This is a genomic window from Enterococcus innesii (assembly GCF_022846515.1).
Taxonomy (GTDB): Bacteria; Bacillota; Bacilli; order Lactobacillales; family Enterococcaceae; genus Enterococcus_D; species Enterococcus_D innesii.
Genome location: NZ_AP025635.1, coordinates 3,368,709 through 3,388,112, shown reverse-complemented (window position 1 = coordinate 3,388,112; position 19,404 = coordinate 3,368,709). Strand labels below are relative to the sequence as shown.

The following is a 19,404-nucleotide window of genomic DNA, read 5'->3' as shown; positions in this document are numbered from 1 at the left end:
CGCATAGAAACGTTCTTTACTTCATCGCCTTTGATGAGTTGCTATATTGCAAGGCTTTATCGCCGATATCGTTTCGATAATACAAGCCAGATAAAGACAACTTGCTGATTGCTTCATAGACGTTCTTTTGCGCAGTAGCTAAATCCTCAGCTGACGCTTCTACAAGAAAAACGCGCCCACCAGCTGCCGTCAAACCATCTTGGTCGGTAGCTTCCTCAACTCCTGCATAAAAGAATTGAATCCCTTCTCCTTGAGGGCTTGGGACAGGCATTCCTTGCTGATACTTGCCCGGATATCCTTGCGATGCAATCACGACACCGATCGAAGCCGATTGATTCCATCGGATCGCGGGCACTCGACCCTGCAATAGATCATCAATGATCTGGGCTAAACTGCTATCTAAACGACTTAACACGACTTGTGTTTCTGGATCGCCGAAACGCGCATTGAATTCGATGACTTTCGGTCCATCATTGGTAGCAATCAGACCTGCATAGAGAATCCCCGTAAACGGTGTCTTATTACGAATCATCCCTTTTGCTGCAGGAAGTAAAACTTCTGCTACTGCTTGATCGACCATTTCTTGCGGAATCTGCGGTACCGGTGTGTATGCCCCCATACCTCCTGTATTCGGCCCTAAATCGCCATCAAAGGCACGTTTATGGTCTTGAGCAATGACCATTGGATAGACGGCTTCGTCCTTAACAAACGCCAAGAGCGAAAACTCTTCGCCAGCCAAAAACTCTTCGATCACCACTTTTGCACCACTTTCACCGAAAGCATTTTGCTCTAGCATCGCTTCGACAGCCGCATTCGCCTCATCAACGGTTTCAGCGACGACTACGCCTTTGCCCGCAGCTAAGCCATCCGCTTTGATAACGATTGGTGCACCTTTAAGCTGGATATATGCTTTTGCTTGCGCACTATCTGTAAAACTTTGGTAATCTGCTGTCGGAATCTGATTGTCCCGCATCAATTCTTTGGCAAACTCTTTTGATCCTTCGATCATCGCTGCTTGTCGATTGGGGCCAAAAATTGCCAAGCCCGCCGCCTGAAAATCATCTACGATGCCATTTAGTAACGGAACTTCCGGACCAACGAAGGTCCAATCAACCTCCTGCTCTTGAGCAAAATCAATCAGGCTTTCATGATCGGACTCTTCAATTGCGACTGTCTTGATCCCGTCTTTTCGCATACCGGGATTGCCCTTCGCACAAAAGACTGTTTCCACTTGAGGATCCTGCAGAAACTTTTTTGCGACGGCATGTTCTCTACCGCCACTACCAATAACAAGTATTTTCATCGTCTTCTCCTATTTCTTAGTGTTTAAAATGACGAACACCAGTAAAGACCATCGCCACACCGTATTTATCTGCCATGTCGATCGACTCTTGATCTTTGATACTGCCACCAGGTTGAATAATCGCTTTGATTCCTTGTTTCGCTGCATATTCAACACTGTCATCCATTGGGAAAAAGGCGTCGCTTGCCAGCACTGAACCAGCCAATTTATTGTTTTCACGGGCTTGTTCCACAGCGATTTTCACTGAACCCACGCGGTTCATTTGACCAGCGCCGATCCCAACGGTTTGCTGTTGATTGGCTAAAACGATAGCATTAGACTTCACGTGTTTCACCGCTTTCCAAGCAAATGCCAAAGCTGCGATTTCTTCTGGTGTCGGCTTTCTTTTGGTCACCACGGTCCAATCTTCTGGTGTTTCTATTTGATCATCTGGTTCTTGCACCAATAAGCCCCCAAGGACAGAGACAACTTCTGGCTGTTTGGCTGCTTTTTCGAAATCAACAACCAGCAGGCGCAGATTTTTTTTCTTCGTTAAGATTTCTAGTGCTTCTTCTTCAAATGCAGGTGCAATGATGATCTCAAGAAAAATCCGCTGCAGTTGCTCCGCAGTTGCCACATCAACTGGACGATTCAAGACGATGATCCCGCCAAAAATCGACACTGGGTCTGCTTCGTAAGCTTCTTGGAAAGCTTCAGCAATCGTTTCTCCACTTCCGATCCCACATGGATTCATGTGCTTGAGGGCTACCGCAGTTGGCTCTGTAAATTCTTCTGCGATCCGCAAGGCAGCATCAGCATCTTTAATGTTGTTGTAAGACAATTCTTTGCCGTGGATTTGTTTTGCGCTGGCAATCGAATATGGCACGGGTAGTGCGTCTTGATAGAAGGAAGCTTTCTGATGGCTATTTTCACCATAACGCAATGTTTGTTTCAAAACATAGGTTTTCGTCAAGGTCTCCGTTTCTGTTTCAGCCACCGCTTTGGTCAAGTATTCACCAATCAAGGCATCGTAGGCTGCGGTATGGCGGAAGACTTTGGCAGCTAATTTCTTTCTTGATGCCAACGTCGTATTGCCTTCCTTCAGCTCAGCTAAAACCCAGTCGTAATCCTTGGGATCAACGACAACAGTTACTGAGGCATGGTTTTTCGCCGCAGAACGCAGCATGCTTGGTCCGCCGATGTCGATATTTTCGATTGCGTCGGCTTCTGTGACGTCAGGCTTACTGATCGTTTCTTTAAATGGATAAAGATTGACGACAACGAGGTCGATTGGTAAAATACCGTGCTCAGCCATTGCCTCCAGATGAGAAGGCAGATCACGTCGCCCTAACAGACCCCCATGCACCCGCGGATGTAGCGTCTTGACCCTACCGTCCATCATTTCAGGAAATTCTGTGATCGCTTCGATGCCGATCGGTTGAAGCCCTGCTTTCTCTAAGACGGTTTTGGTCCCGCCAGTTGAAATGATCTCAAATCCTAAATTGGTCAATTCTTGGACAAATGGTACCAGTCCTTCTTTGTCAGACACACTGATTAATGCACGTTTATTCACGATTTGATAGCCCCTTTTCCACAATTTCAGCTAAAACAGCTGGATAGATTTGGTGTTCCACTTGATGAATTTTCTCTGTCACACTTGTTAATGTATCGTCGGTGTCGATCCGAACGATTTCTTGGGCAATGATTGGCCCTGTGTCAATGCCAGCATCGACATAATGAACCGTCACCCCCGTCACTTTCACGCCATAAGCGAAGGCATCGGCAATCCCAGACTTACCTGGGAAGCTTGGCAACAAGGAGGGATGGATATTGATGACTCGTCCTTCATAAGCGGATAATAAGGTGTTGCCGATGATCCGCATGTACCCTGCTAAAACAATAAAATCGATGGCATGATCCTGCAATTCTTCGATCAATTTACTTTCAAAGGCTGCTTTTGACGCAAATGCCGCTGGCTCCAAGACAAGCGTTTCATAGTCTCTCGTGCGGGCTTTTTCTATTACTGGCGCTGCAGGTTTATCGGAAAAGACCAACCCGATCTGCGCTCCTTTGATTTTATTTGCTTGGATCGCATCGGCGATCGCGGTAAAATTGCTGCCCGTTCCAGAAGCAAAGACGGCGATCCTCATCGGACTGCCTCTTTGAAGCAGACAGCTTCGTTGTCACGTTTCGTCACTTTCCCGATCCGATACGCTGATTCTTCATTGGCGGATAGAAGCGCCATTACTGCCGCAACATTTTCTGGCGCAACGGCTAAGACCATACCGATCCCCATATTGAAAATCTCGAACATTTCTTGGTGAGGAATCGCACCATGAGCAGCGATCAGATCAAATATCGGCAACTGCGGCCAAGTGCCTAAGGCGATTTCTGCCGCCAGACCTTCAGGCAGCATCCGTGGGATATTTTCAACAAAGCCGCCACCAGTGATATGAGAAATTCCAGCGAGCAATCCTTCTGTCAATAAAGGCTTCAATGCATCAACGTAAATTCTCGTTGGCGTCAATAAACTTTCTGCAAGTTTTTGGTTGCCAAGTTCCGCAAACGTTTCTGCTCCTGTATAGCCATGCTGTTCAAAAAAGATTTTTCTGACTAAAGAGTACCCATTGGAATGAATGCCTGAAGAAGGCAAACCAATCAGCTCATCGCCTTCTTTGATGGTTTCTCCAGTGATCAAGCGACTTTTTTCGACGATCCCTACGGCAAAGCCAGCAAGATCATATTCTTCTGGCTGATACATCCCCGGCATCTCAGCGGTTTCCCCACCAATCAGGGCAGCCCCCGCTTGCACACAGCCCTTTGCGACACCAGCAATGATTTGTTCGATCTTTGCCGGATCGTTTTTACCAACTGCAACATAGTCAAGGAAGTAGATAGGTTCTGCCCCTTGAGCGACGATATCATTCACGCACATCGCGACGCAATCAATGCCGATCGTTGCGTGCTGTTCTTGTTGGATCGCCAACAAAAGCTTGGTTCCTACACCATCAGTCCCAGAAACAAGTACCGGTTCTTTTAATTGGTACGATGATAAGTCAAAACAGCCACCAAAGCCCCCGATTGCCCCCATCACGCCTAGTCGTTCTGTTCGTTTCACATGCTTTTTGATCCGTTCGACTACTTCATAACCGGCTTCGACATCGACACCGGCTTTTGCATATGCATTTGCCACGTTCGTTCCTCCTCAATCATTCATCCGCTTTTCTTCATTCAGCTCACTCGTCGTTAACGTAAGCAAACCATCAGTCCTTCAACGCTTCGCTTGAAAAACCATTCTTGCCTACTTTTTATTCAGCTAAAGACGCGAGATAGTTTTCTTCATAATCATACAAAGGGGTTGGATAATCGCCATTGAAATAGGCCATACACAAGCCTGAGTAAGGTGCGTCAAAATCTAAACCGATCGCTTCGATCAACCCGTCTTCACTTAAAAAGGCCAAAGAATCTGCTTCGATTTTTTCACAAATCTCAGCTTCTGTGTATTTGGCTGCGATCAATTCTTTTCTCGTTTGAATGTCGATCCCGTAAAAACATGGATAGCGCAAAGGCGGCGAACCGATACGCACATGAACTTCTTTGGCACCTGCCTCTTTTAGCAGCTGCACGATACGGCGGCTGGTGGTTCCTCGGACGATCGAATCGTCGACTAGAATCACTCGTTTGCCTTCGACTACGCCACGAACAGCTGAGAGCTTCATCCGCACGCCTTGTTCCCTTAACTCCTGCGTCGGTTGAATAAACGTTCGTGCAATGTATTGATTTTTTACTAAGCCCAATTCATAAGGAATACCTGAAGCTTCGGCATAGCCGCTGGCAGCAGATAAAGATGAATTCGGTACACCAATGACCATATCCGCTTCGATCGGCGCCTCTTGTGCTAAGCGACGGCCCATATTTTTACGGGCACGATGGACATTGACGCCAGCGATATTGGAATCAGGACGGGCAAAATAAATAAACTCCATCGAGCAAATCGCCGGCTGTACTTCTTGGGTATACTGCTCGATTTGAATGCCTGCATCATCAATGATCACGACTTCGCCCGGTCGGACATCACGAATAAATTCCGCACCGATGACTTCCAACGCACAGGTTTCTGAAGCTACCACATAGGCACCATTGACCATTTTCCCGATTGACAATGGTCGAAAGCCATTGGGGTCTAGTGCTGCGATCATGGCATTTTCGGTCAGTAAAAGGTACGCAAATCCGCCTTTAACTTGATTTAATGCCTCCTTGACCCGATCCATAAAAAGCGGTTCTTCACTGCGGCGGATCAAGTGCATGAGAATCTCTGTATCGGAATTCGAGTGGAAAATCGCACCAGCCTTTTCTAAGGATTTCCGTAGACTTTTCGCATTCGTCAAGTTGCCGTTATGAGCTAAGCCAATCTGCTGATCAAAAAATTTGAATAAAAATGGTTGAATATTATCAACGCTACCATTACCAGCAGTTGCGTAGCGAACGTGACCAATGGCAGCATCTCCTGTCAGACGCTGGAGGACACGTTCATCCGAAAACACTTCCGCTAGCAACCCTAAATCACGGTGGCCATTGAGTTTCCCAGCATCATTCGTGACGATCCCTGCACCTTCTTGACCGCGATGCTGCAAACTGTGTAGTCCGAAGTAGGTGACACGAGCGGCATCTGGATGACCCCAAACACCAAAGACCCCACATTCCTCGTTGAGGCTCTTTACTTCATTAAACATGGAATGGCTTCCTCCCATTTCAATTTCGCCTCAGCAAGGGGCATCTCGATCGCATCATCTTGTGCCTGCATGCGAATCTGGCCATCAGCAGTCACTTCGCCGATCGCTGTTGCCGCAGCGCCTACCAGCGCTTCAAAAGCCGCTTGCTTATCAGGTGCGACTGAAAGCACAAAACGGGATTGGGTTTCTGAAAACAATTGTGCTGCTGGCAATGATACGGTCACATTTAGACCAAAGCCCTTGTCAAAGGCGGATTCGGCTAAAGCGATCGCTAAACCACCTTCGGCACAGTCGTGGGCACTTTGAACAAGACCTGCTTGGATCGCTGCGGTAACCAATTGTTGGTTCATTTTTTCTGTTTCAAGGTCAAAGGACATTAAACGCCCAGCGATTTTTCCTGTCTGCAGTTTTTGCAATTCAGACCCATTGAAATCAGCATGGGTTTCCCCTAGGACATAGATCACATCCCCTGCTGCTTGGAAATGCTGCGTCGTGATATGCGCCAGCTCTTCAATCAATCCGACCATCCCAATAACAGGTGTTGGATAGACCGATTGTCCGTCGGTTTCGTTGTATAACGAGACGTTCCCAGAAATGACTGGCGTCTCTAACACACGACAAGCTTCTGAGATCCCGTCAGCAGCCGTAGATAACTCCCAGAATCCTTCTGGTTTATCTGGCGAGCCGAAGTTAAGGCAGTCAGTGATCGCCAATGGACGCCCACCGGAAGCGACGATATTTCGAGCTGCTTCTGCAACTGCGATCTGTCCGCCGACTTCTGGATCTAAGTAGAGGTAACGAGCATTACAGTCAGTCGTCATCGCCAAGGCTTTATTGGTTCCCTTGATTCGTAAAACAGCGGCACCACTGCCGGGGCCTACCACGGTATTGGTACGAACTTGCGAATCGTAGGTTTCAAAAATCGAGCGTTTCGAAGCGATCGTCGGCTGCTGCAGCAAATCCGCAAATACAGACGTTGCTGAATGAATCACTGGAACAAAGTCCGGTGTTTCCTTAAACACTTTGATCCGTGCTGGTTCTGCCATCTCTTTGTAGTAAGTCGGTGCATCTTCAGCTAAAGCATCCACTGGTAAATTAGCGACTTCCTGTCCATGATGGAACAAACGATAGTTGCCATCATCCGTCACTTCACCAATCACGACTGCTTCTAGATCGTATTTCTTAAAGAGGGCTTCCACTTCAGCTTCATGCCCTTTTTTGACACAGATCAGCATCCGCTCTTGGGATTCTGACAACATCATTTCATAAGGCGTCATATTGGTTTCTCGCTGTGGGACATCATCTAACGTTAAGCGCAAACCTGATCCGGCTTTTGATGCCATCTCGGCACTCGAAGAAACCAATCCAGCAGCGCCCATATCTTGAATCCCGACTAAAATGTCCGAATGATCCACGATCAATTCCAAACAAGCTTCCAACAAGAGTTTTTCCATAAAAGGATCACCGACTTGTACGGCGGAACGTTGTTGTTCTTCTCCTTCGACAAATTCTTCCGATGCAAAAGTCGCCCCATGTATCCCGTCGCGTCCTGTTTTTGCGCCGACATACATGATGGTGTTCCCAACACCTTTGGCTTGCCCTTTTTGAATATCCTTGTGGGCAATGATCCCTACACACATGGCATTGACTAATGGATTGCCTTCATAACAAGGATCAAATGCCACTTCACCACCGACGGTCGGAATCCCGATACAGTTGCCATAGCCACTGATCCCAGCAACGACTTCTTCCAAAAGATATTTCGTTCTTGGATTGTCTAACTCACCAAATCGTAAGGAGTCTAAAACAGCGATTGGTCTTGCTCCCATACTGAAGATGTCGCGGATGATCCCACCAACACCAGTTGCTGCTCCTTCATAAGGTTCCACCGCAGAAGGATGATTATGGCTTTCCGCTTTGAAAACGACGGCTAGATCATCGCCGATATCCACGATACCCGCACCTTCTCCTGGTCCTTGCAGCACTTGCGGCCCTTCTGTCGGGAATTTCCGCAAAACAGGTTTGGAATTTTTGTAAGAACAATGTTCACTCCACATCACTGAAAACAGTCCAGTTTCGGTATAGTTTGGTAAACGTCCCAAAATATCTTCTGAGATCATCCGATACTCTTCTTGGGTCAATCCCCATTGCTCGTATAATTTCGTGTCTTTGATTTCTTGTGGTGTAGGTTCTTTTACGATCATTTTATCCATTTACCGGCACCTTCCCAAAATTTTTCAATAATGAAGCAAAAAACTTCTTGCCATCTTCTGAGCCTAATAAACTTTCCATCGCTCGTTCTGGATGAGGCATCATGCCTAGAACATTGCCTGCTTTGTTGCAGATACCAGCGATATTGTGTAGACTGCCGTTGACGTTATCTTCATAACGGAAAACGATTTGATTGTTGGCAACCAATTCCTGATAAGTCGTTTCATCACAATAATAATTGCCCTCACCATGAGCGACAGGAAGCGTAATGACTTGATCCGTTTCATATTCAGAAGTAAAAGCTGTTTGATTATTCACTCGCAGACGGACCGGCTTGCAAATAAAATGCAATGATTCATTTCTTTGTAAAACTCCCGGTAACAAGCCCGCTTCCGTTAAAATTTGGAACCCATTGCAGGTACCAAAGACAGGTTTGCCTTCATTTGCTAAACGAATGACTTCTGACATGATCGCTGAAAAACGAGCAATTGCACCGCATCTCAAATAGTCACCATAGGAAAATCCTCCTGGGAGCAAAACACCGTCAAAACCGGCTAAGCTTTCTGCATCATGGCGCACATATTCTGCTTCTGCACCCATGATATCTTTGATTGCCCACATCAAATCAACATCACAATTTGATCCAGGAAAGACGATCACTGCAAATTTCATAGGGCTGCTTCCTCCATTTGAACCATTTCATAACGGTAGGTTTCCATATTGACGTTTGCTAAAAGTTTGTCACAGATCGCTTCAATCTCCTCTGCTACTGCTGCTTGTGTTTGATTGTTGGAAGGTGTCACTTTGATTTCAAAGTACTTCCCGATGCGAATATCACTGACATCTTGATACCCTAAGCGATGAACAGCTCCTTTGACGGCTTCTCCTTGAGGGTCCAAAACAGATTCCTTATAAGTGACGTAAACTTTGACTAAATACATGTTGAATTCTCCTTTTCTAAACGATTTAAAACTTCTTCATAAACAGGAACGATGTCCCCTAAATCACGACGATAGACATCTTTATCAAGATGTTCATTTGTACCCATATCCCATAAGCGGCAAGTATCTGGTGAAATCTCATCAGCCAGGAGCAACTCGCCCTTCTTGGTTTTGCCGATCTCGATTTTAAAATCGATCAAGCGAATGTTGATACTTGCAAAGATTTCCAGTAACGCAGCGTTGACTTGTAGCGCCAGTTTTTTGATCTGGTCCAGTTCCTCTTTTGTGGCAAGACCCAGATAGAACACATGATCATCATTAATAAACGGATCATCTAAGCGATCCTCTTTGTAGTAAAACTCCACGATCGGCTTTGGCAGTTTGGTTCCTTCTTCGATGCCCAAGCGCTTTGAAAAACTACCAGCAGCCGTATTGCGAACAACGACTTCTAAAGGAATCATGGTGACAGCTCGAATTAATTGTTCGTGTTTAGACACTAATCGAAGAAAGTGACTTGGCACATTTTTATCCGCTAAGCGCTGAAAAAGATGCGCAGTGATCTGATTGTTCAAGGCACCCTTTCCTACAACGGCATCTTTCTTTAAACCGTTCAGCGCAGTTGCTTGGTCCAGATAAAGGACTCTCAACACATCTTCTTCGTTGGTTTTAAACAATTTCTTGGCTTTTCCTTCATAAAGAAGCACTTCTGATTCCATATTCCACCTCAGTTAAGTATTATTTTTCACATAGCGATGACACACATCTTTATTTGCTTATTATTCTAACAACGCTGAAAAAGCGGGTCAACGATTATCTGTACATTTATACATTAATAAACACGAATGTTCGTTTTTTTATCCCATCAAACAAGTTTACCTCTCCCGTTTGACTGGCGAAGGATTTTATAAAGCGTTTACAATATTCTTTTTTCATGCTATATTTAGGTCGTATTGTAGCTACATTCAAGGAGGAGTACTATATGTGGTCGCTAAAGAATCGTGCTGAACTTTTTTTAGCTCATTTATCAGACAAAGAAAAACAACAGCTCCATAACGAATTATTGGCCGTGCAGCAAATCCTTTCCATCAACCAACAAACAAGTTTCTATGTATTCAGTCCCTTCAAAAAAGGGGCACGTCCTCACTATGCGGAAGAACAAAAAAGAGTCTTACAATTTCAAAATGGCCGCAATGACGAATTGATCATTCACCAGATTCATCGTCAAAGCTTATTTAAACATACGTATTCTTTCCGTATTTATTTTAACTTAGAAGAAATGGATTTTTCTTTCTTGGATGATCTTCTGCATCTTTTGAAGGAACAAAGCCTAGCCCCTACCTTTAACTTAAGTCCCGCTGCGAATTAGCTAGTGATCACTAAATAAAAAAAAGATAAAAAAAACAAAAGCCCGAAATTTTACGGGCTTTTTTTGTTATACTGTTTTCAGACAAAAGAAAGGACACGATTATGCTATTTACAAAACAGTCATTTGATGTTTTTGCTTTAGAAACATTAGAAGAAAGAATGGAAAAAATCCGTTCAGAGATCCAGCCAATTTTCCAAACCATCGGCGAGGCAGCGATCCCATTATTTGAAGAAAGCTGTCACGAACCTTTTTATTTGCATATTGCTCAGCATCGGCGTAGAACCGTCTACCCTCCTGCCGAAACGTGGGCGGGGATCGGCCCTAACAAGCGTGGTTATAAAATGGATGCCCACTTTCAAATTGGGATCAATCAAGCGTATGTCTTTGTTTGGCTCAGTGTGATCGATCAACCGAAAAATCAAGCAACGATCGCGGAATCTTGGCTGGCTCAAAAAGAGTTATTTGATCAATTGCCAGCAGACTTTACGCTATCTCCTGATCATACCAAATACAATCACTTCCCTATCGCTATGTGGCCAACCTACTTAGAACGATTACAGAAAGTCAAAAAAAGTGAACTTCAGATTGGTAAGATCTTTCCAAAAGAAATGATCGAAGACGTTGATATGGCGGATATTTTAGCAGTTTATCAAACGCTGTTGCCGCTTTATCACGCCCGTTTGTCGGCACTAAAGGAGGAACAATAATATGTCAGAAAACCGGCGCTCTCGCAACGAAAAACCAGCGAAAAAACCTAAGCGTTTCGTCTGGCTGGCACTCCCTGCCGCCTTATTAGTACTTGGTGGCGGTTATTATGGCTATACAGTCTATCAAAATCGACAAGAAGAAGCAGCAGCAAAAAAAGTCCTCAATTCCTTTATCGATGCTATATCTGATCAGAAGTACAGCGATCTATCTGCTTTACTGACCGAAGAAAGTTTGGAATCAAACGGCTTTACCGCAGACGAAGTCTCAGCAAAATACGAAGCGATTTTCACTGGTATCGGTGCCGAATCATTTAAAGCTTCAGGAATTGAGGTAACGCCCGATGATAAGGATTCCGATCAATTCAATTTCCAATACAACGGTTCCTTAACCACCTCGTTAGGTGAATTAACAGAGCTGTCTTATAGTGGCACGATTACTCTGAATGATGATCAAGCCAAGATCGATTGGTCGCCTCAATTGATTTTTCCGGGAATGGAAGGCCAAGACAAAATCAGTATCTCGGTAGATAATGCCACACGCGGAGAAATCCTCGACCGAAATAATGAACCGCTAGCAGAAAATGGCACGCTCTATCAACTAGGCGTCATTCCGGGGCAGCTGGGTACGGGAGACGAAAAAACCGCCAATATCAAAGCAATCGCGGAACGTTTTGACCTAACAGAAGATGCGATCGATCAAGCATTGGCGCAATCGTGGGTCCAAGATGAGTTGTTCGTTCCCTTAAAGATTATCGAACCAACCGATGAAATGCCAACTGGAACAAGTTTAAAAGAAACGACGGGACGGACTTATCCTCTTGGAGAAGCCGCTGCCCAGTTGATTGGTTATCTAGGGAACGTGACTGCAGAAGATATCGAAAAGGATGAAACGCTAGCAAGCAACGGTCAAATTGGTCGTAGTGGTCTGGAAGCTGCCTTTGACAAAGAGTTGCGGGGCGAAAATGGCGGAAAAATCGCCATCACAGATGAAGACGGTGCTGAAAAATCGGTTCTTTTAGAAAAAGAACGGGCAGATGGTAAAGATATCCAACTGACCATTGACGCACAAGCCCAAAAGACAGCTTTTGACGCCTTACAAAATCAGGCGGGGTCCACGGTCGTCACAGAACCAAAAACCGGTGATCTGCTGGTATTAGCCAGCTCACCGAGTTATGATCCCAATAAAATGACCCAAGGGATCTCCCAAGAAGACTACGATGCGTATGAACAAAACGAAGACTTGCCTTTCATCAGCCGCTTTGCTACGGCCTATGCGCCAGGTTCGACCTTTAAGACCATCACGGCAGCGATTGGCTTAGAAAATGGTACGATCGCCCCTACCCAAAGTATTGCGATCGATGGATTGAAATGGCAAAAAGACAGCTCGTGGGGGGACTATTTTGTCACCAGAGTCAGCGACGTAGCTTCTGTCAATCTAAAAGATGCACTGGTTTACTCTGATAACATCTATATGGCACAACAAACCTTAGCTATGGGTGAAGATGCTTTTCGTAACGGTTTGTCGAAATTGATTTTTGGTGAAACGTTGGATTTACCGATTGCGATGAATCCTGCTCAAATTTCCAATGAAGACTCCTTCAACTCAGAGATTTTACTGGCAGATACCGGCTATGGACAAGGAGAACTGTTACTGAATCCCATTCAGCAAGCTGCTGCTTATTCGGTCTTTGCCAATCAAGGAAAACTGGTTTATCCTCGTTTATTGAAAGAGACAGAACAAAAGGACAAAGAAGTCTTTAAAGCAGAGACGATTGAGCAAATCAATCAAGATTTAACGGCGGTTGTCTCAGATGCCAACGGAACGGCACACTCTTTGGCAGCGCTGAACATTCCACTAGCTGCCAAAACAGGAACTGCTGAAATCAAAGAAAAGCAAGATGAAAAAGGCCAAGAAAACAGCTTCTTATTCGCCTTCGATTCGCAAGATCAAGGATTTCTGATGGTTTCCATGTTAGAAGATCGCCAGGATAACCAATCAGCAACTGGTTTAGCCCCTGATCTATTGACCTATTTAGCTGAACATTATTAAAAAAAAAGCCGCAACCTTAAGACGGACGTCTCAAGGTTGCGGCTTTTTTTATTCGGCTAAACCGACACGTTCAAAAATCGTGTCAACTTGTTTTAAATGATGGTTGTAATCAAACGCATCGTCCAAGTCGGCTTTGGTCAAAACATCCGTGATCGCTGGATCTGCTTCTAACAATGGACGGAAATCCGTTTGCTCATCCCAAGCTTGCGCTGTTTTTGGCTGAACCAAGTCATAGGCTTGCTCTCTGGTCATTCCGTGATCGATCAATTTCAACATCACCCGTTGGCTGTAGATCAATCCAAAGGTCGCATTCATATTGCGCTTCATATTCTCTGGGAAAACGGTCAGATTTTTGACGATATTGCCAAAGCGATTCAGCATGTAATCGATCAAAATCGTCGTATCCGGAATAATGATCCGTTCTGCCGATGAATGTGAGATATCTCGTTCATGCCAAAGGGAGACATTTTCATAAGCCGTCACCATATGACCGCGAACGACTCTTGCAAGTCCGGCCATATTTTCAGAACCGATTGGGTTACGCTTATGGGGCATGGCAGAAGAACCTTTTTGTCCTTTGGCGAAGAATTCTTCGACTTCCCTCGTTTCTGATTTTTGTAGTCCACGGATCTCGGTGGCAAATTTCTCAATGCTGGTTGCGATCAATGCCATTGCTGAGAAATATTCTGCATGTAGGTCACGAGGCAATACTTGCGTGGAAATATCTTGCGCACGAATCCCTAGTTTTTCACAGACATACTCTTCGACAAACGGAGGGATATTTGCAAAAGTTCCAACGGCACCACTGATCTTGCCCGCTTCGACCCCTTTTGCAGCCCGCTCAAAACGTTCGACATTGCGTTTCATTTCTGAATACCACAAGGCTAATTTCAAGCCGAAGGTCGTTGGTTCCGCATGAACACCATGGGTACGTCCCATCATCACGGTATGCTTGTATTCTTTGGCTTTTTCACCAATGATCGTCACGAAACGGTTCAAATCTTCCCGAATCAAATCGTTGGCTTGTTTCATCAAGTAGCCATACGCCGTATCAACAACATCCGTCGACGTCAAGCCGTAGTGGACCCACTTACTTTCATCCCCCAAAGATTCAGAGACTGCTCGGGTAAAAGCAACCACATCATGTCGCGTTTGCGCTTCGATCTCTAAGATACGGTCGATATCAAAGGATGCTTTTTCACGAATCAATGCAACATCCTCTTTCGGTATCTCTCCTAATTCCGCCCAAGCTTCGTCAGCTAAAATCTCGACTTCTAGCCACGCTTGGTAGCGATTTTGATCGGTCCAAATAGCACCCATTTCTGGTCTTGTATAACGCTCTAACATGTTTTTATCTCCTTTAATCCCAAATATTGGTTTGATAGATTTCTTCAGTGGTTTCTGCAATGTCTTCCGTCAAAATAGTGATATGTCCCATTTTGCGACCGGTTTTTGCTTCTTCTTTGCCATAGTAATGAAATTGCCAAGCTGGTTTTGTGGCAATCAACTCATAGGTTTCTGTCAATTCATCGCCTAAGACATTGACCATGACTGCTGGTGACAGCAAAGAGACTTCCGGCAACGGCCAGCCACAGATGCCGCGGATATGAGCGTCAAACTGACTCATAGAACAAGCTTCGATCGAATAATGACCCGAATTGTGCGGGCGTGGCGCCAATTCATTGACATACAAGCCGCCGCTTTTGGTCAGGAACATCTCGATGGCTAAAACGCCTTGCAGATCCAATGCCTTCGCAATAATATGAGCGATCCGTTTGGCTTCTTCCGCGACTTCTGGATCAATGTGCGCAGGAGCGATCGTTTGATGCAAAATATTGTTGCGATGGATGTTTTCTACCACTGGGAAAGTGGTAAAGGTTTCTCCATTGCCGGCAACTAAAATCGATAATTCTTTTTCAAAAGGAATCCATGCTTCTAATTCGCAAGTTCCTTCGCGAAGCAAATTCATGGAAGGCGCCAAATCAGCCGTACTGTAAAGCACGTGCTGTCCTTTTCCGTCATAGCCGCCTCTGGTGGTTTTTAATACACAAGGGTAACCAATGCTGTCGATGGCATCTTGGATGTCTGTCGGGCTGATGATGGTGGCATAAGGTGCAATCACGATATTGTTTGCCTCTAAAAAGGACTTCTCTAATAAACGATCTTGGGTGATTGCTAACAGATCGGTGCCTTGAGGGATATGGGAATAAGGCAAAATAGAGTTCAATGCTTCAACGCTGACATTTTCGAATTCATAGGTGATTACATCGGCACGCCGAGCCATTTCTTCTAAAGCAAACACATCATCATAAGCAGCAACAATATGCCAATCAGCGACTTGGGCTGTTGGACAATTGGCAGTAGGGTCTAAAACGCCAACCCGAAAGCCCATTTCTTTGGCACTCATTGCCATCATACGACCTAGCTGTCCTCCGCCAACGATTCCGATCGTTGCGTTGGGCATTAAAGGTTTAATCAAGTTGATCACTACTTTCCAATACGATTTCTTTTAATGTATTTCTTCGTGCGTCTAATTTCTCCGCTATCTCTAAATCATACATGGAAAGCATCTGGGCTGCAAGTAGTCCTGCGTTAGTTGCGCCAGCTTTTCCGATCGCCGTTGTTGCTACTGGTACACCACCTGGCATTTGCACGATCGATAAAAGGGAATCCAAACCATTTAACGCGCGGGATTGCACGGGTACACCAATGACCGGCAATGTTGTTTTAGCTGCCACCATTCCCGGCAAATGGGCTGCTCCCCCTGCTCCTGCAACAATCACTTTGATTCCTTCTGCACGGGCTGTTTCTGCAAATTCGAACATCAAATCTGGTGTACGATGTGCCGAAACGACTTTTTTCTGATAAGGTATCGCTAACTCATCTAAAATCAAGCAGCACTCCTTCATTGTTTCCCAATCTGATTGACTTCCCATAATCACTGCAACTGCTGGTTTCATTCGATTTTCCCTCCAACGATTTTTTACTATTTTCTTCTGAATAAACCTCAGAAGTATATTTTACGAAAATCCTTTTGTTAGCAACCTTTTGTCGCTGCGTCTGAGATATCCCGAAGCCACACGGCTCTGCTAACAATCACTTTCACCTCTAAATAGTAACGAGTAGCCCGTGCATTGTCAAAATATTTTCGAACTATCAACGAAATTTACTTCCCATTGTTCGTTTTTTTCTCAATGATCCGTATTCATCAAGTCAGATAACCGATAATAAGAAAAATAAAGGAACAATGCAAAAAATCCAGACGAATCCTCGTCTGGATCAAATCAACTTACTGTTGCAAGCTCAATTCCGTCACTTCGTCTGTTCCTTTCGGCAATCCATTGAAGAACAGATTCAAAACAATGGCAGTCAAACTACTCATGACGATCCCATTGCCTGTAAACATTTGAACGGTTTCAGGCATTTGACTGAATAAGGTGGGCATCATATTGAACCCTAAACCAAAACCGATCGATACTGCAATCACTAACAAGTTCTTGTCATTCATAAAATCAACTTTGCTCAGCATTCGCATCCCTTGAACAGCGACCATGCCAAACATCACTAACATGCCGCCCCCCAGTACTGCTTCTGGAATGATTTGCGCAATGGCACCGACTTTTGGAAATAACCCTAATACGATCAAAAAGATAGCTGAAAAGAAAATCGGGCGTCGCGTCTTAATACCTGAAAGTTGAACCAACCCTACGTTTTGTGAAAACCCAGTATAAGGAAACGTATTGAAAATCCCACCAAGAATCACTGCCAAGCCTTCCGCACGATAGCCGCGCTTTAAGTCATTGCCTGTGATCGGTCTCTCAGTGATGTCTCCCAATGCAAAATAAACGCCGGTTGATTCTACCAAGCTAACGATAGAAATAATGATCATCAAGACGATCGACCACAGATCAAAGGTTGGTAAACCGAAATAAAAAGGCTGAGGCAAATGAAAGACAGGCGCATGGGCAATGGCAGAAAGATCCACCAATCCTAAGAGCGCTGCTAGAATAGTCCCACCGATCAAACCGATCAAAACGGCAATCGAGCGAATAAAGCCTTTGCCAAACACCTGCACGCCAATGATCAAGGCAATCGTCACAAAACCTAACAATAAATTCGTGGGATCACCAAAGTTAGCAGCTGCGGCATCCCCTCCACCGATTTTAGTGATGGCGACTGGAATCAAGGTCAAGCCAATGACGGTAATCACCGTTCCCGTCACCAATGGGGGAAACAAGACTTTGATTTTCGAAAAAATGCCAGCGATTAGAACAATGAAAATCCCAGCGGCAATGATCGCTCCGTAAATCGCACTGATCCCCGATTTGGTGCCGATCAAAATCAATGGGGAGACAGCTTGGATGGCACAGCCTAAAACGACTGGTAGGCCGATCCCGAAAAAGCGGGTAACGACTAGTTGCAAAAGCGTAGCGATTCCGCACATGAAAATATCGATCGAGATCAAATACGTCATTTGTGCTTCATTGAAGCCCAGACCAGTTCCAATCAACAAAGGAACGGCAACAGCTCCTGCATACATCGCTAGCAAATGCTGCAAGCCTAAAACTGCTGAACGGCTATTCGTTTCTTTCATTAGGCATCTCCTTCTAAAAAGCTGACTTGTCCCTCAGACAATGAGGCGATCCGTGCTAGTGAAACAACAGGAATCCCCATTTCTTCAAGTAATTGTCGACCACTTTGGAATGATTTTTCAATCACGATACCGATACCGACGACGTTGGCTCCTGCTTGTTGACACAGTTCGATCAACCCTTTTGCTGCTTGTCCGTTTGCTAAAAAATCATCAATAATCAAGACTGTATCATCTGAAGATAAGAATTTCTTTGAAATCGACACTTGGCTGGTCACTTGCTTGGTAAAGGAATAGACAGATGCAGTCAGTAGCTCTTCATCCATCGTCAGACTCTTTGCTTTACGGGCAAAGATCATTGGTACTTGTAACTGTTCTGCAGTATAGAGTGCTGGTGCGATCCCTGAAGCTTCGATGGTCACTACTTTTGTGATGCCACTTCCTTGAAACTGTTGCGCAAAGACTGTACCGATTTCTTTCATCAACTCATAATCCACTTGGTGGGTCAAAAATTGGTCCACTTTAAGAACTCCTTCGCCCAGCACATTTCCGTGTGTTTTGATACGCTCAACTAATTTTTCCATCCTAGCTCTCCTCGTTCCTTTCTATTCCATCCTGAAAAAAAAGACACTCTTTTTGCCAAAGCAAAAAAAGTGTCTAACAGGCACGATTTTTACTTATAGTCCGATATTTACGGTATCGGGTAGAGACTGTCGACCATATTTCGACGATATACAAGTAATTTTTAAATGATAGATTCGATTATGCCTGTCTTTGATTAAAAACACAAGCATGGAATGCCCTTTATAAATAAAAATATTCTCATTTGTGGATCATTTCCTACTCTGGTTTCTCCATATCACGATAGTGCTCCATCTTTTTACTGAAAAGCTCCCCATTGGAAGGTGGCGTGTAGGTAATGGCATTTGCGCCTGCTTCAATCGTTTCTACGATGCTTTCATCGGTTGGCCCACCGGTTGCAATGATCGGCAGCTTCGGATATTTTTTACGGAAGAAAGCCACGGTATCTGCTGTGTCCTTGCCAGCACTGATGTTGATGACCTTCACACCAGCTTCAAGCTTGGCATCAATTTCGGTATACTTACTCGTTACGGTACTGATAACGGGAATATCTACAACTTTACAGACTTGCTCCACAGTTTTCAGTGGCGTCGGTCCGTTTAAAACGACGCCGATCGATCCTTGGGCTTCAGCAAACATGCTCATATAAGACGAGCGAAATCCTTGGGTCAAGCCGCCGCCGACACCAGAAAACACTGGAATGTCTGCTGCTTCGATGATTGCTTTCGTAATTGCTGGGTGTGGTGTAAAGGGATAGACCGCAATCACAGCATCCGCATTTGTATTACGGATGATCGCAATATCCGTAGTGAAAATAATGGAGCGGATTTGTTTGCCAAATATTTGAATACCACTAGCCTCTCGAATAACTTTAGGCACTTTCACGATATCTTTGCGTAAATCAGTGGTGATTTTTGGCATATATTTTTCTTCCATAAGCA

General features: G+C 44.9%; 18 protein-coding genes and 1 riboswitch. Of the genes, 3 read left to right on the top strand and 15 right to left on the bottom strand.

Annotated elements, in window-relative coordinates; all coding sequences use genetic code 11:
• Positions 1 to 16: 16 nt before the first annotated feature.
• The 9 genes from purD to purC form a co-directional block, all read right to left on the bottom strand.
• Positions 17 to 1,303, bottom strand: a complete 1,287-nt coding sequence (gene purD / locus ENLAB_RS15820; protein ID WP_244351958.1) for a phosphoribosylamine--glycine ligase — start codon at positions 1,301 to 1,303, stop codon at positions 17 to 19.
• Positions 1,304 to 1,319: 16 nt separating this feature from the next.
• Positions 1,320 to 2,855, bottom strand: a complete 1,536-nt coding sequence (purH, locus tag ENLAB_RS15815; protein ID WP_223080104.1) for a bifunctional phosphoribosylaminoimidazolecarboxamide formyltransferase/IMP cyclohydrolase — start codon at positions 2,853 to 2,855, stop codon at positions 1,320 to 1,322.
• Positions 2,848 to 3,432, bottom strand: a complete 585-nt coding sequence (gene purN, locus ENLAB_RS15810) for a phosphoribosylglycinamide formyltransferase (RefSeq protein WP_194195435.1) — start codon at positions 3,430 to 3,432, stop codon at positions 2,848 to 2,850. Before purN ends, purH begins: the two co-directional genes overlap by 8 nt.
• The gene (purM, locus tag ENLAB_RS15805) at positions 3,429 to 4,475 is read right to left on the bottom strand and encodes a phosphoribosylformylglycinamidine cyclo-ligase (RefSeq protein WP_244351957.1); all 1,047 of its coding nucleotides are present in this window, start codon (positions 4,473 to 4,475) and stop codon (positions 3,429 to 3,431) included. Before purM ends, purN begins: the two co-directional genes overlap by 4 nt.
• A 115-nt stretch (positions 4,476 to 4,590) precedes the next feature.
• Positions 4,591 to 6,015, bottom strand: coding sequence for an amidophosphoribosyltransferase (gene purF / locus ENLAB_RS15800; RefSeq protein ID WP_010749590.1), 1,425 nt, complete (start codon positions 6,013 to 6,015; stop codon positions 4,591 to 4,593).
• Positions 6,000 to 8,228, bottom strand: a complete 2,229-nt coding sequence (gene purL / locus ENLAB_RS15795; RefSeq protein ID WP_244351956.1) for a phosphoribosylformylglycinamidine synthase subunit PurL — start codon at positions 8,226 to 8,228, stop codon at positions 6,000 to 6,002. Before purL ends, purF begins: the two co-directional genes overlap by 16 nt.
• A complete protein-coding gene (gene purQ, locus ENLAB_RS15790) occupies positions 8,221 to 8,898 on the bottom strand; it encodes a phosphoribosylformylglycinamidine synthase subunit PurQ (RefSeq protein ID WP_244351955.1) in 678 nt (225 codons plus the stop codon). The genes purL and purQ overlap by 8 nt, the downstream gene beginning before the upstream one ends.
• On the bottom strand, positions 8,895 to 9,167 hold the full coding sequence (gene purS / locus ENLAB_RS15785) for a phosphoribosylformylglycinamidine synthase subunit PurS (RefSeq protein ID WP_010749587.1): 273 nt from the start codon (positions 9,165 to 9,167) through the stop codon (positions 8,895 to 8,897). Before purS ends, purQ begins: the two co-directional genes overlap by 4 nt.
• A complete protein-coding gene (gene purC / locus ENLAB_RS15780) occupies positions 9,158 to 9,883 on the bottom strand; it encodes a phosphoribosylaminoimidazolesuccinocarboxamide synthase (RefSeq protein WP_244351953.1) in 726 nt (241 codons plus the stop codon). The genes purS and purC overlap by 10 nt, the downstream gene beginning before the upstream one ends.
• Before the next feature lie 215 nt (positions 9,884 to 10,098).
• On the opposite strand from purC, the gene ENLAB_RS15775 reads away from it, so the two are divergent.
• The 3 genes from ENLAB_RS15775 (at position 10,099) to pbp4 (ending at position 13,290) form a co-directional block, all read left to right on the top strand.
• Complete coding sequence (locus ENLAB_RS15775; protein WP_081118538.1) at positions 10,099 to 10,533, top strand: hypothetical protein; 435 nt, start codon at positions 10,099 to 10,101, stop codon at positions 10,531 to 10,533.
• 101 nt (positions 10,534 to 10,634) lie between these two features.
• Positions 10,635 to 11,240 carry a DUF1054 domain-containing protein gene (locus tag ENLAB_RS15770; protein ID WP_244351951.1) on the top strand — a complete coding sequence of 202 codons (606 nt, stop codon included), beginning with the start codon at positions 10,635 to 10,637 and terminating at the stop codon, positions 11,238 to 11,240.
• A gap of 1 nt (position 11,241) precedes the next feature.
• A complete protein-coding gene (gene pbp4, locus ENLAB_RS15765) occupies positions 11,242 to 13,290 on the top strand; it encodes a penicillin-binding protein PBP4(5) (protein WP_244351949.1) in 2,049 nt (682 codons plus the stop codon).
• Positions 13,291 to 13,338: 48 nt separating this feature from the next.
• Here pbp4 and purB read toward each other — a convergent pair whose 3' ends face one another.
• From purB to ENLAB_RS15735, 6 genes are all read right to left on the bottom strand, one after another.
• A complete protein-coding gene (purB, locus tag ENLAB_RS15760; protein ID WP_008381467.1) occupies positions 13,339 to 14,637 on the bottom strand; it encodes an adenylosuccinate lyase in 1,299 nt (432 codons plus the stop codon).
• A gap of 13 nt (positions 14,638 to 14,650) precedes the next feature.
• Complete coding sequence (gene purK / locus ENLAB_RS15755; protein WP_216682734.1) at positions 14,651 to 15,769, bottom strand: 5-(carboxyamino)imidazole ribonucleotide synthase; 1,119 nt, start codon at positions 15,767 to 15,769, stop codon at positions 14,651 to 14,653.
• Positions 15,762 to 16,250, bottom strand: coding sequence for a 5-(carboxyamino)imidazole ribonucleotide mutase (gene purE, locus ENLAB_RS15750; RefSeq protein ID WP_081118533.1), 489 nt, complete (start codon positions 16,248 to 16,250; stop codon positions 15,762 to 15,764). The genes purK and purE overlap by 8 nt, the downstream gene beginning before the upstream one ends.
• A gap of 329 nt (positions 16,251 to 16,579) precedes the next feature.
• Positions 16,580 to 17,884 carry a nucleobase:cation symporter-2 family protein gene (locus ENLAB_RS15745; protein ID WP_244351947.1) on the bottom strand — a complete coding sequence of 435 codons (1,305 nt, stop codon included), beginning with the start codon at positions 17,882 to 17,884 and terminating at the stop codon, positions 16,580 to 16,582.
• Positions 17,884 to 18,465 carry a xanthine phosphoribosyltransferase gene (locus ENLAB_RS15740; protein WP_244351945.1) on the bottom strand — a complete coding sequence of 194 codons (582 nt, stop codon included), beginning with the start codon at positions 18,463 to 18,465 and terminating at the stop codon, positions 17,884 to 17,886. Before ENLAB_RS15740 ends, ENLAB_RS15745 begins: the two co-directional genes overlap by 1 nt.
• Positions 18,466 to 18,541: 76 nt before the next feature.
• Positions 18,542 to 18,639: riboswitch (purine riboswitch) on the bottom strand.
• An 82-nt stretch (positions 18,640 to 18,721) separates the two neighbouring features.
• A complete protein-coding gene (locus ENLAB_RS15735; RefSeq protein ID WP_077453802.1) occupies positions 18,722 to 19,399 on the bottom strand; it encodes a beta/alpha barrel domain-containing protein in 678 nt (225 codons plus the stop codon).
• Between the last annotated feature and the right edge of the window lie 5 nt (positions 19,400 to 19,404).